Below are 12,196 nucleotides of genomic sequence, written 5' to 3' on the forward strand. Positions count from 1 at the left end.
CCCCACCGGTCCGGGCTGACACGATCGGCCTCATGACGGAGCAGGGGCAGCCCGACGAACATTCGGACGAACAGCCGGAGGACGAGGAGCGGGAAGCGATATCCCGGGCCTGGTCGGACCTCGTGGCCACCGCACGCAGAACCGTCACGGACGGCCTGGTCGTCGGAACCTCGGGGAACGTCTCCGTACGCGTCCCCGGACGCGCCGGCGACATCGTGCTGGTCACCCCCAGCGGGGTGCACTACGACCGGCTCACCGCGGCGGACGCCGTCGGTGTCCGCCTCGACGGCCGGCAGGTCCTCGGGGAGCTCACGCCCACCAGCGAGCTCCCGATGCACCTCGCGATCCACCGCACCACCGACGCGGTGGCCGTCGTCCACACGCACGCCGTGCACGCCACCGCCGTCTCCACTCTCGTCGACGAGCTGCCGCTGATCCACTACATGGCTGCGGCCCTCGGCGGCCCCGTCCGCGTCGCCCCCTACGCCCTGTACGGCACCGGCGAGCTGGCGGCGCACATGCTCCGCGCCCTGGAGGACCGCACCGGCTGCCTGCTCCGCAACCACGGAACGGTCACCTACGGATCCTCGCTCGACCAGGCCTTCGACCGCACCGCGCAGCTGGAGTGGATGTGCCGCCTCTGGCTCACCGCCGGCTCCGTCCCCGGACGCACCCCCACCCTGCTCTCCGAAGCGCAGCTCCGGGAGGTCGCCGAGAAGCTCCGCGGCTACGGGCAGTCCCGCTGACGTCACTCCCGCCGCCCGGTCCACTGGCACCCCGGCACGGACCTCACCACACTGGAACGGTGCGCCCGGCAACAGCGACGGCAGCGGCCGTCACCACCCTCATCGGTCTCGGCGCGGCCGCGTTCGCCGCCGGCCGCTACGCCAGCGACGCCGCGTTGAGGGCCCCCGCAGGGCGGCCCCTGCCCGGTGAAGGACGGCTCACCGTGCACGCCACCGGGCCGGGCCGGGTCACCCTCACCCGCAGCCTCGTCTCCCTGCGTCCCGGCACGTACGGGCTCTGCGGGCACGACGTGCACGCCCTCGCGGGCCCCGTCCTGGCCCAGGTGCCGCACGCGGCGGACACCGTGGTCCGCCGGCTGGAGCGGGTCGAGCGCGGCAGCCTCGCCCCCGGCACCAAGGTGCGGCTCACCCCTCAACTGCACGTCGGCGACCCGGACAGCGCGCTCGGCATCGACCACGAGGACGTGGACATCCCCGGCGAACTCGGGCCCCTGCCCGGCTGGTTCGTTCCCGGACCGCGCTCGACCTGGGTCATCGCGGTGCACGGCCTCGGCACCACGCGTGAACTCACGATGAACCTCATGCCGTTCCTCACCGAGCAGCGCCTCCCGGTACTGGCGCCCGCCTACCGCGGCGATCCCGGCGCGCCCGCGTCCCCCGACGGCCTCGGGCACCTCGGCGACTCCGAATGGCGCGACCTCGACGCGGCCGTGCGCTTCGCGGTCCGCGGCGGCGCCGAGCGCGTCATCCTGCACGGCTGGTCCACCGGCGCGTCCATGGCTCTGCACGCCGCCGCCAACTCCGCGCTCCGCGAACGGATCGCCGGACTCGTCCTGGACTCCCCGGTCCTGGACTGGGAGACCACTCTGCGGTCCCTCGCCGCGGCCCGCCGCATGCCGACCGCCCTGCTGCCGCTCGCGGTACGCGCGGCCCAGGGGCGCACGGGACTCCACGGCGACCGGCTGAGGGCGGCCGCCGACCCGGACGCACTGCGCGTACCCACCCTGGTCTTCCACGGCCCGGACGACACCATCGCCCCCTGGGGCCCGTCCCGGGAACTGGCGGCCCGGCGGCCCGATCTGGTCAGTCTGCAGACCGTGGCGCACGCCCCGCACGCGGCCATGTGGAACGCCGACCCGGCCCGCTACGAGGAGGCCCTCCGGCGCTTCCTGACCCCACTGGTCTAGTGCCGCGTCAGGCGACGTTCGCCCCGTCGTGGCGCGGGCACGGCGACTCGCGGCGTTGCCGGATCGACCGGGTGGGCCCACCACGAGGCCGATCCGGCGCCTTGCGATCCTTCCCCCCGGCCCGGAGGGCCGGGGGAGACCTCGTGCACCGGACGCCGCTCCTCGACGGGCAAGCCCTGCCTGACGCGGCACCGGTTGCACTGCCCACGGAGGCCGGGCGAGGGCGGTGGCGATCACGGGCGTGCGAAATCGCGGGGCGGGTTGAGGGGACGCGGGGGGCCGCGCCGACGACCGGCAACGCCGGCGTGAGGGCACCTTCCGTGCCCGAACGGCCACGGGGGAGTGCGCGCGCGGACGGTCCCGCCCTGAGGGACGTCCGACACATGCCCGGTGCCGTGACCGGAGCGGTGTGCCGTCGGCCCGTCCCGGTCGCGGCGCCAGGGACCGCGGCTCGGCCGGGTCCCGGCGGGGAGCCCGCGAACGCCGCTCGGCAGGCCCTCTGACGACCCCTCGGCACGCGTTCCCCGCTTCCGATTGGGCTTTCGGGCCGACAGCGGGGAGACTGCTCCCCGTGACGTCCCGTAACCTGCGCGACTCCAGGCTCCGTCTTGTCCGCCCGCGGCCCACCGCCACGGCTCGCCGCGCCGTGACGAACAGGCGCACGCGACCCGCTCCGCGCCCGCCCGAGGGCACACCGCCGACCGCGGAGCTGGCCGGCCAGGCACGCGAGGTCCTCGCCGACGCGGTGCGCATCGCCCGCTGGGCGGCAGCCCACCATGCCGAGGGCAGCGCCGCCGAGCGGGAACGGGCCGCCGCGGACCTGCGGCTGACACCGGGGCAGGTCCACGCGGGCTGGGACCGCGCCCGGCTCGCCGGGCTCGTGGAACTGCACGGCGGCACGGCACGCCCGGGCTGGCGGCTGAACGCCTGGGACCGCGACGACACCGTCGTCCTGCGCGGCTGGGTCGCCCTGTTCGACGCCTGGCCCCTCGTGCACCCGGCCCCCGCCGATGTGGCGCCCGCCGCCGTCGCCGAGGTGGTGGAGGCCGTCCCCCAGGTGCTCTCCCTCCTCCAGCTCTCCGCCGGGCCCGTGCTTCTGCCGGCCCTGCTCGACCTGCTCCAGCAGCGGGTGGCGGAACTGCGCGAGGAGCGCTGCGAGGTGCCCTACGGGCCCGAGCCCGCCGACGTGGCGGCCGCGGTCCTCGCCGAACCGCCGGAGGCCGTTCTTCCCGCACTGCTCGACTGGGCCCTGGAGGGCCTCGCGGCCGTCGGCGCACTGACCCTCGGCGACGGCCACGCCACCCTCACCCCGCTCGGCAACTGGGCCGTGTGGGTCAAGCTCGAGCAGATCTGCGTCGCCGCGCAGAGCCCCGCGGGCCACATCGAGCAGTCCGCCGAGGAGATGCTCCGGGGCTGCGCGCGGCTCAGCCCCGGGCCCGCCCGCGCCGAGTACCGGGCCTGGCTCGCCGCCCGCACCGTCTCCAGCGCGGTCACCGAACTCGTCGCCGCCGCGCGTGGCGAGGACGCCCTGTTGCGCGGACTCGCGTTCGAAGCCCTCCGGGTCGTCGGTGCGGCCGCCGAGGCCGACGTCCGAGCCGCGGCCGAGGAGCCCTCGCTGCGCCCGTACGCCCTGCTGTGGCTCGCCGAGCACGAGGGCGGCGACCCCGAGCACGCGGCCGAGGTGCTCACGCGCGAGGAGGCGACCTGGCTCTGGGTGGACACCGCCGCCGCTGTCGCGGACCACGGCGAGAGCGCCCTGCTGGTACGCCATCTGGACTCGGCGGTGCAGGGCACCGTCCCCGCCCTGCTCGACGAGATCCGGGCCGTCGGCCATCCGCGCACCGTGCAGGTGCTGGTCGCCCTCGCGGCCGCGCACCCGGACCCGGCCCTGGCGAAGGCCGTGCGGCGGGCGGCCTTCCAGGTGCACACCGGGGGCGCCTGACCGCGCGGGACGGGGCGTACCTCCGGGGCGCAGTACCCCGGAGGTGGACGCGGCCGCGGCGGGCCTCAGGACTCCCCGGCCCCCGGCCGGTACGTGCCGAAGCTCCACACGTTCCCCTCCAGATCACGGGCCATGTAGTCCCGCGCGCCGTAGTCCTGGTCGGTGGGCGGCATCAGGATCTCCACCCCGTGCTCCACCGCCCGGTCGTGGTGCGCGTCCGGGTCGTCCACACGGACGAAGACGCCGGCCGGGCCCGCGGAGGCCATGACCCTGTCGAACTCGCTGCCCGTGCCCTTGCTGCCCAGCATCACCACCCCGTTGCCGTACGCCAGCTCGGCATGCACCACTGAGCCGTCCTCGCCCTCGTGCACCGCGCTCCGGGTGAAGCCGAAGGCCTCGGTGAGCTGTTTGATCGCGGCCCTGGCGTCCCGGTAGAGCAGCGTGGGACAGATGTCCGGTGCCTCAGCCATGTCGATCTCCCCTTCTCCTCGGTCCCGTTGGTCTTTCCTCGGTGCCGTCGGTGCCGTCGGTGCCGTCGGTGCCGTCGGGTCCGGTGCTTCCGGAATCCTGGTGTCGGTGTCGGTGTCGGTGTCGGTGTCGGTGTCGGTGCGGGCCATGTCGCCGGTGCGGTAGCCCTCGTAGAACCACTGCCGGCGCTGGGCGGCCGAACCGTGCGTCCAGGTCTCCGGGGTGACCCGGCCCTGGATCCGCTCCTGGATCCGGTCGTCGCCCACGGCGGCGGCCGCGTCGAGCCCGTCGCGGACGTCCTCGTCCGTCAGCCGTGCGAGCAGCGGGCGTCCGGTCCTGTCGTCCGGCGTGGTCGTCGCGTGCCGTGCCCACACCCCGGCGTAGCAGTCCGCCTGCAGTTCCACGCGCACCGCGTTGCTCCGGGGACGCGGCTGCGGCGCACACCCTGGACCTCCGAGGTGTCCAGGTCGGCGTCGTCGTCGAACTGCATGGCCCGAGTATCGATCAGTACGGTGCCCCTCGCCCCTTTTGATCGCTTGGCCGATGCCTCCGCCCGCCCGCCCCTGCCACGAGGCCGTTCCGCCCGCCCTGCCCGGTTCCGCCCTGCCCGGTCGGACACCCGCCCGCTGCCCCGACCCGGGTGTCCCGGCACCGTGGCGGGCGCCACAGAAATCCGGTTGCCCGGTCCCGGTAGACTGGCCCGCATGGCAATTCTCCTCATGGATCAGACGGCGTAGAAGCCTTCGCGCGCCCCGTCGTCCTTCCGCCGTCCATCCGTCCTGGAGTCTTCCCGTGATCACCGCTTCCGGCGTCGAGCTGCGCGCCGGCGCCCGCGTCCTCATCGAGTCCGCCACCTTCCGCATCGCCAAGGGCGACCGCATCGGCCTGGTCGGCCGCAACGGAGCGGGCAAGACGACCCTCACCAAGTGCCTCGCCGGCGAGGGCATCCCCGCCGGCGGCCAGATCGCCCGTTCGGGCCAGGTCGGCTATCTGCCCCAGGACCCGCGTACCGGCGACCTGGATGTGTTCGCCCGGGACCGCATCCTTTCCGCCCGCGGCCTCGACGTCCTGATCCGAAAGATGCGCGAGAACGAGCACCGCATCGCCACGGGCAAGGGCGCCACCCGCGAGAAGGCGCTCAAGCAGTACGAGCGCCAGGAGACCGAGTTCCTGACCAAGGGCGGGTACGCCGCCGAGTCCGAGGCCGCCACCATCGCCGCCGCGCTCAACCTGCCCGACCGGGTCCTCGGCCAGCCGCTGCACACGCTCTCCGGCGGCCAGCGTCGCCGCGTCGAGCTCGCCCGGATCCTGTTCTCGGACGCCGACACGCTCCTGCTCGACGAGCCGACGAACCACCTCGACGCCGACTCGGTCGTGTGGCTGCGCGAGTACCTGAAGACCTACCGCGGCGGCTTCGTGGTCATCTCCCACGACGTCGACCTCGTGGAGACCGTCGTCAACAAGGTCTTCTACCTGGACGCCAACCGCTCCGCGATCGACATCTACAACATGGGCTGGAAGCTCTACCAGCAGCAGCGCGAGGCCGACGAGAAGCGCCGCAAGCGGGAGCGCCAGAACGCGGAGAAGAAGGCCGCCGCGCTCAACGCCCAGGCCGACAAGATGCGCGCCAAGGCCACCAAGACGGTCGCCGCGCAGAACATGGCCCGCCGCGCCGAGCGGCTGCTGGCCGGCCTGGAGGACGTGCGCCTCTCCGACAAGGTCGCGAAGCTGCGCTTCCCCGAGCCGGCGCCCTGCGGAAAGACCCCGCTGATGGCCGAGGGGCTGTCCAAGTCCTACGGCTCGCTCGAGATCTTCACCGATGTCGACCTGGCCATCGACAAGGGGTCCCGCGTGGTGGTCCTCGGCCTCAACGGCGCCGGGAAGACCACCCTGCTGCGGCTGCTCGGCGGCGTGGAGAAGCCCGACACCGGCGAGGTACTGGAGGGCCACGGTCTGAAACTGGGCTACTACGCCCAGGAGCACGAGACGCTCGACCCGGACCGCACGGTCCTGGAGAACATGCGCTCGGCCGCCCCCGATCTGGACCTCGTGGAGGTCCGCAAGGTACTGGGGTCCTTCCTGTTCTCCGGCGACGACGTCGACAAGCCGGCCGGGGTGCTCTCCGGCGGGGAGAAGACGCGGCTGGCCCTGGCGACGCTGGTGGTCTCCTCGGCGAACGTCCTGCTGCTCGACGAGCCGACGAACAACCTCGACCCGGCCAGCCGCGAGGAGATCCTCGGGGCCCTGCGCACCTACAAGGGCGCCGTCGTCCTGGTGACCCACGACGAGGGCGCCGTCGAGGCCCTGCAGCCGGAGCGGATCATCCTGCTGCCGGACGGGGTCGAGGACCTGTGGGGCGCGGACTACGCGGATCTCGTCGCCCTGGCCTGAGTCCGGCCCGGACTCGCGTCCGGTGGCCGGCCGTCGGACACGGGTCCGTGTGTCCGGTTCCGGGTCCCGGGAACTCCTGTCCGCGAGGCCCGGTCGGTTCCGGTCCGCTGAGCCGGGTTCGAGCGTCCGGACCCGGGAGGCACGGTCGGTTCCGGTCCGCGGGCACGCCCCCGGGCCGCCGTGGGATCACCCCGGGCACGCCCCCGGGCCGCCGTGGGATCACCCCGGGACCGGCCCGACGGTGCCGTGCCGGACGGGCCCGGGAGCCTGACGGGCTCCGACGGGGATCCCCTCCGGGAAGATCCAACCGGACTGATCCACTCCGTATAGATCATTCGGCTCACGCGTGATCCTTCATCTGAGTGAGTGCGTCTCGTACCGCGGCGTGGCGGCGTGGCGAAGCGGCCCGCCACCCTTGTGGCCCAACGGTGCCGGCGAGGGTGCCCCTGACCTGGAATTTCAGCCTCCGGGACGTTGGGGCGGCCCGGAGGCGACCGTCGGAATATCGCATTCCGGTAGGACTCCGGTGCGTACCCAGGTCAAAGCTCGTCGTACGGACCTTGTCGAATGGGTGGCCATGAAGCCCGGTAGGGGTGATCATGAGAGTCCAGAGCGCACTTCCCATGAGGAGGCACGGGTGGCCGAGACTCTGAAGAAGGGCAGCCGGGTGACCGGCGCCGCGCGCGACAAGCTCGCGGCAGACCTGAAGAAGAAGTACGACTCCGGTGCGAGCATCCGGGCGTTGGCCGAGGAGACCGGCCGCTCGTATGGATTCGTCCACCGGATGCTCAGCGAGTCCGGAGTCACGCTGCGTGGACGCGGCGGGGCGACGCGAGGCAAGAAGGCGGCTTCGACCTGACGCCCGAGTTCCCGAGCGTCGTCTGAGGCGTACCGGTCTCCGGTGTCGGCCACCCGGTCGACCCCGCGGTCGACCGGGTGGTTACTGTGCAGTCACTTGATGTTCGCTGCACTGACCGCACCGGAACCGGAGGCGCCTCATGACTTCGCTGGACTCTGTTCTCGACAAGGACGGCGTACGGCTCACCGTCGAAGACGCGGTGGCCACGGTGACCCTCACCAACCCGGCCAAGCGCAATGCCCAGTCCCCCGCTCTCTGGCGGGCGTTGGTCGAGGCCGGGCGGTCGCTGCCGGGTACCGTGCGGGTGGTCGTGCTGCGCGGCGAGGGGAAGTCCTTCTCCGCGGGGCTGGACCGACAGGCCTTCACGCCGGAGGGATTCGACGGCGAGCCGTCGTTCATCGATCTGGCGCGCGGCTCTGACGCCGAGCTCGACGCCGTCATCGCCGAGTACCAGGAGGCCTTCACCTGGTGGCGCCGCAACGACATCGTGTCCATCGCCGCTGTCCAGGGGCATGCGATCGGTGCCGGATTCCAGCTCGCCCTCGCCTGCGACCTGCGGGTCGTCTCGCAGGACGTGCAGTTCGCCATGCGCGAGACCGGCCTGGGTCTGGTCCCCGATCTCACGGGAACGCACCCTCTCGTCTCGCTGGTGGGCTACGCCCGTGCGCTGGAGATCTGTGCCACGGGCCGCTTCGTCCACGCCGACGAGGCGGAGCGGATCGGACTCGCCAACCTCGCCGTGGCCGCCGGGGAACTCGACGCTTCGGCACGTGACCTGGCTGCCGCACTGCTTGCCGCGCCGCGTGACGCGGTGATCGAGACCAAGGCGCTGCTCCGTGGGGCCCAGTCCCGCACCTACGAGGACCAGCGCACCGCAGAGCGCGCCGCGCAGGCACGCCGTCTGCGTGATCTGGCGGGCCTCGCGGACTGAACGGCGCGGGCCGGTCCCGCGCCCGGGCCCTGCCCCCTCCTCGTGCGGGCCGGTCCCGCCTGTGCCGCGGCGCAGAGCCGGTCGGTGTGCGGCTCGTACGGCGCGGGCCGCCCTGTTCGCACGCGTCGGGCGGACCGGCCCCTTCGGGACGGGGCAGGGCCGGGTACGGGGCGGGCCGCGGAGTGCGGCTGCTCGCAGGGCCTCCGCGGTGCGCCGGCGGGCGGGCGTGCACCCGCAGACGGCGCTCATCCGCCGGGGCCGACCTCCGTGACGAGGATTGTGACGGGAAGGGGCGACGGCAGGACCGAGGTGACCGCGGCGCGGACGGCGCGGGCCACCTCCACGGGACGATGGCCCGGCGCCGTCGCGCATTCGACCCGTACGGACGACTCGTCGGCCCGTACGGCCGCCCCGAGTGTGCGGGTGAGCCGGGCGACGCCCGTAACGGCGGCAGCGGCGGCGGCGACACCCCGCGGCTCCCCGGAACCCGCCTCGCCCCGCGGCTCCCCGTCACCGGCCGCGCCCTTCGCCTCAGTGGCGGCCGGGTGTTCCAACTCCTGCGGAGCATCCATGAGGCACGCCGCGTCCGCCGCGTCCGGTTCCGCCTCCCGCGGTCCGGAGGCGACCGGCCGCGAGGCCACGTAGGAGCCGGCGGGCCCCGGCGTCGGCACTCCGGGTGTCTCCGACGGTGCGTCCAGCACGGCCGTCACCCGGAGGTCGACGACCGCGACCGCCAGATCGAGGCGTTCCCGGGCCGCTGTGAACAGGGCCGTGCGCAGCAACTCGGCCAGCTCCGGCAGGGGTACCGCGGCAGCGGCCGCGAACTCCGCCTCGATCCGCAGGGGCCCGGGAGGCAGTGCGGCCGGGGGCGGCGGGACGGCCGGCGTCCCGGCCGAGCCTGGGTAGGCGAGTCCGGTCCGGATGGTGCCCGGCACCACACCGGGCACCTCCCCCGCGGCCCGCCGCAACACCGGCTCCGCCGCCCGTTCCGCCAGCCAGGCGCCGTCCTCCGCGGTACCGAGCGGAAGCAGCCTGCCCAGCCCCAGCCGGGCCCGTACCGCCCCGGTCCAGCCCTCGACCGTCGTCATCCGAACCGCCTCGTGATTGCTCCAGCCTGCCGCATCCACCGGCGCGGGAGCGGGCAAGCGGACTTAGTGTGGTCAGCGTAGTCGGGAGTTCACCACCGCCCGGAAAGGTACGCATGGCGATGACCGACACGGATGTCAGTGTGACCAAGGAACCGGCCGGCCCGGTACGGCGGGGGGGCGGCGACCCGGCCACCCGGGGCCGTACCACCATCGCCGACGGAGTCGTCGAGAAGATCGCCGCGCTCGCGGCCCGTGACGTGGTCGGTGTCCACACGATGGGCAGCGGCCTCTCCCGCACCTTCGGCGCGGTGCGCGACCGGGTGCCCGGGGGCAGACCGCCCGTCACCCGAGGGGTGAAGGCCGAGGTCGGCGAGAAGCAGACAGCCCTCGACCTCGAGATCGTCGTCGACTACGGCGTCGCGATCGTCGATGTGGCCCGCGCCGTGCGCGAGAACGTCGTCGCCGCGGTCGAGCGGATGACCGGACTGGAAGTCGTCGAGGTCAACATCGCCGTCGGCGATGTGAAACTTCCGGACGAGGAAGACGAAGAGACGGAACCGCGGATCCAGTAGCGGAGCTCACGAGAGGAGCCCGTAATGAGCATGGCGGTGGCCGGTCTGCTGGCCGGAATGGCACTCGGATTCGCCGGATACTTCGGTGGGTTCGCGGCGTTCCTGCTGGTGGCGGCTCTGGGGGCGGTCGGGTTCGTCGTCGGGCGCATCCTCGACGGCGATCTCGAACCCGGCGACTTCTTCAGGGGCCGCGAGCACGGCGACCGGCGGGGGTGACCCGGCGTGGCCGCCGAGACACCCCCGTCCCCCGTCCCGTCAGCACCGTCCGCGGGTCCGCGCGCACCGGTGCCCTCGCGCCCCGGAGCGAAGGGCGTCCGCCCCGCCGAACGGGGGGCGACCACGATCGCCGACCGGGTGGTCGCGAAGATCGCCGCCCAGGCGGCCCGTGAGGCACTCAGCCATGTGCCGGAAGACGGATCCGCACCTCACGCGACGGTCGCCGTGCACCACGACCACGCCCGGGTACGGATCAGCCTCGAACTCGACTACCCGTGCGACATCGGGGGCCGGTGCCGTGACGTGCGTCGCCATGTCGCGGAGCGGGTAGAGGCGTTGGCGGGAATGGCGGTGCCGGAGGTCGCCGTACAGGTCGAGCGGCTGCACTCCGTCCACACGCGCCGGGCTGCCCAGGGGAGGCTCCGATGAGCGAACCGGTGAAGGGATCCGTGCGGGGGAGCGAACCGGCCGGAGGCTCCGCACGGGAGCTGGACCAGTCGGCCTCCGCCGCCGCGTACCGGCCGCTGCCCGCGCCCGAGGAGGACGACGGCGGCCCCCGCCGCTTCTGGTCGCGGCGGCGGATTCCCGCCGCGCTGCTCGCGCTGGCCGTGACGGCCGGGGCGGGGCTGCTGCTGTTCGACGTCGTCTCCGTGCGGGCCGAGCGGCCCGGGATGCGCTGGCGGCGGTCGCTCGCCGACGAACTGGCGAGCAGACCGGTGGACGACACCTGGGTGCTGGCGGGCGCGGGGGCGGCCGTCGTGGTCGGAGCGTGGCTGGTGGCGCTCGCCGTGACACCGGGGCTGCGGCATTTGCTGCCCATGCGCCGCCGGGCGGGCGACGAGGACGTACGGGCGGGACTCGACCGGGATGCCGCGGAACTGGTGCTGCGCGACCGGGCGATGGAAGTCTCGGGAGTGCAGTCCGTGCGGGTTCGGGTGAGGCGGTCCCGGGTCGGAGTGCGGGCGGTGTCCCACTTCCGTGAACTCGACGAGGTCCGGTCCGACCTGGACACCGTGCTGGGCGACGGCATCCGCGAGCTCGGGCTGGTGCGGCGGCCGGCCCTGTCCGTGCAGGTGCGCCGCCCGGCGAAGAAGGGGTGAGCGGAATGCTCCGGGTCGTCAACCGCGTACTGATCGGGCTGGCCGGTCTGGTGCTCGTCCTTCTGGGGGGAGCGGTCCTGGCATCGGGGCTGGGGCTGCCGGTCCCGTCCTGGTGGCCGTGGCGGGGGACCGGGACCGTACTGCTGAGCGAGAGCCGGCGGCAGCGGTGGGAGGACCATGGCTGGTGGTGGCCCGTGGTGATCGCGGCGCTGGCAGTCGCCGTCCTCCTCGCGCTCTGGTGGCTGCTGGCCCAGTTCCGCCGCTCGCGGCTGGCCGAGGTGCTGGTGGACAGCGGAGACGGGGAGGGGGCGCTGTTGCGGGGGCGTGCCATGGAGGCCGTGCTCGCGCGGGAGGCCGAGGACCTGGACGGCGTGTCCAGGACCCAGGTCGTACTGCACGGCCGCCGCACCGCCCCGGCGGCCCGTGTGCGCCTTCTCCTCGAACCCTTCGCGTCGCCGGGCGAGACGCTGCACCGCCTGTCGGCAGAGGCCCTGGCGCACGCGCGCGAGTCGGCGGGGCTGGCGTCGCTGCCCGCGGAGGTCCGGCTGCGGGCCCAGAGACACCGGGCGAAGCGTGTGATGTGACCAGGGCCGACGGGTCGGGGCGGAGTGGGCGGCGGGCGGGACGGGCTCGGCAGGTCGCCGCCGTTCCGGGGCGCCCCGCCGGGGCGGTGCCCTTCGGCCGGTGTTCCGGATG

General features: G+C 73.9%; 13 protein-coding genes and 1 pseudogene. 11 read left to right on the forward strand and 3 right to left on the reverse strand.

Features of this window, described 5'->3' with window-relative positions:
* Positions 1–32: 32 nt before the first annotated feature.
* From QMZ92_RS27030 to QMZ92_RS27040, 3 genes are all read left to right on the forward strand, one after another.
* Positions 33–746, forward strand: a complete 714-nt coding sequence (locus QMZ92_RS27030) for a class II aldolase/adducin family protein (RefSeq protein WP_283300117.1) — start codon at positions 33–35, stop codon at positions 744–746.
* Between the two features lie 59 nt (positions 747–805).
* Positions 806–1,933: an alpha/beta hydrolase gene (locus QMZ92_RS27035; protein ID WP_283300118.1), complete on the forward strand. Its 1,128-nt coding sequence runs from the start codon at positions 806–808 to the stop codon at positions 1,931–1,933.
* A 571-nt stretch (positions 1,934–2,504) separates the two neighbouring features.
* Positions 2,505–3,875, forward strand: coding sequence for a hypothetical protein (locus tag QMZ92_RS27040; RefSeq protein ID WP_283300119.1), 1,371 nt, complete (start codon positions 2,505–2,507; stop codon positions 3,873–3,875).
* 65 nt (positions 3,876–3,940) lie between these two features.
* On the opposite strand, the gene QMZ92_RS27045 is transcribed toward QMZ92_RS27040, so the two are convergent.
* Positions 3,941–4,345 carry a VOC family protein gene (locus QMZ92_RS27045; protein ID WP_283300164.1) on the reverse strand — a complete coding sequence of 135 codons (405 nt, stop codon included), beginning with the start codon at positions 4,343–4,345 and terminating at the stop codon, positions 3,941–3,943.
* 129 nt (positions 4,346–4,474) lie between these two features.
* Positions 4,475–4,765 (reverse strand): annotated as a pseudogene (locus QMZ92_RS27050) (neutral zinc metallopeptidase); the annotation flags it as partial.
* A 370-nt stretch (positions 4,766–5,135) separates the two neighbouring features.
* On the opposite strand from QMZ92_RS27050, the gene QMZ92_RS27055 reads away from it, so the two are divergent.
* From QMZ92_RS27055 to QMZ92_RS27065, 3 genes are all read left to right on the forward strand, one after another.
* Positions 5,136–6,734, forward strand: coding sequence for an ABC-F family ATP-binding cassette domain-containing protein (locus QMZ92_RS27055; RefSeq protein WP_283300121.1), 1,599 nt, complete (start codon positions 5,136–5,138; stop codon positions 6,732–6,734).
* Positions 6,735–7,371: 637 nt separating this feature from the next.
* Positions 7,372–7,593 (forward strand): helix-turn-helix domain-containing protein, encoded by a 222-nt coding sequence (locus QMZ92_RS27060; protein WP_017948860.1) that lies wholly within the window; start codon positions 7,372–7,374, stop codon positions 7,591–7,593.
* Positions 7,594–7,732: 139 nt separating this feature from the next.
* On the forward strand, positions 7,733–8,524 hold the full coding sequence (locus tag QMZ92_RS27065) for an enoyl-CoA hydratase/isomerase family protein (RefSeq protein WP_283300122.1): 792 nt from the start codon (positions 7,733–7,735) through the stop codon (positions 8,522–8,524).
* 245 nt (positions 8,525–8,769) lie between these two features.
* Here QMZ92_RS27065 and QMZ92_RS27070 read toward each other — a convergent pair whose 3' ends face one another.
* Entirely contained in the window at positions 8,770–9,612 is an 843-nt protein-coding gene (locus QMZ92_RS27070; RefSeq protein ID WP_283300123.1) for a hypothetical protein, read from the reverse strand.
* A gap of 119 nt (positions 9,613–9,731) precedes the next feature.
* Between QMZ92_RS27070 and QMZ92_RS27075 the strand changes: the two genes are divergently transcribed.
* From QMZ92_RS27075 to amaP, 5 genes are read left to right on the forward strand one after another with little or no spacing between them, the layout of a single operon-like run.
* Positions 9,732–10,184 (forward strand): Asp23/Gls24 family envelope stress response protein, encoded by a 453-nt coding sequence (locus QMZ92_RS27075; protein ID WP_283300124.1) that lies wholly within the window; start codon positions 9,732–9,734, stop codon positions 10,182–10,184.
* A 24-nt stretch (positions 10,185–10,208) separates the two neighbouring features.
* The gene (locus QMZ92_RS27080; protein ID WP_283300125.1) at positions 10,209–10,400 is read left to right on the forward strand and encodes a hypothetical protein; all 192 of its coding nucleotides are present in this window, start codon (positions 10,209–10,211) and stop codon (positions 10,398–10,400) included.
* Positions 10,401–10,406: 6 nt separating this feature from the next.
* Positions 10,407–10,829 carry an Asp23/Gls24 family envelope stress response protein gene (locus QMZ92_RS27085; protein WP_502962151.1) on the forward strand — a complete coding sequence of 141 codons (423 nt, stop codon included), beginning with the start codon at positions 10,407–10,409 and terminating at the stop codon, positions 10,827–10,829.
* Positions 10,826–11,500 carry a DUF6286 domain-containing protein gene (locus QMZ92_RS27090; protein ID WP_283300127.1) on the forward strand — a complete coding sequence of 225 codons (675 nt, stop codon included), beginning with the start codon at positions 10,826–10,828 and terminating at the stop codon, positions 11,498–11,500. The genes QMZ92_RS27085 and QMZ92_RS27090 overlap by 4 nt, the downstream gene beginning before the upstream one ends.
* A gap of 5 nt (positions 11,501–11,505) precedes the next feature.
* Positions 11,506–12,084 carry an alkaline shock response membrane anchor protein AmaP gene (gene amaP / locus QMZ92_RS27095; protein ID WP_283300165.1) on the forward strand — a complete coding sequence of 193 codons (579 nt, stop codon included), beginning with the start codon at positions 11,506–11,508 and terminating at the stop codon, positions 12,082–12,084.
* Positions 12,085–12,196: the final 112 nt, after the last annotated feature.

This window comes from Streptomyces sp. HNM0645 (genome assembly GCF_030056615.1).
GTDB classification, from domain to species: Bacteria; Actinomycetota; Actinomycetes; order Streptomycetales; family Streptomycetaceae; genus Streptomyces; species Streptomyces marianii.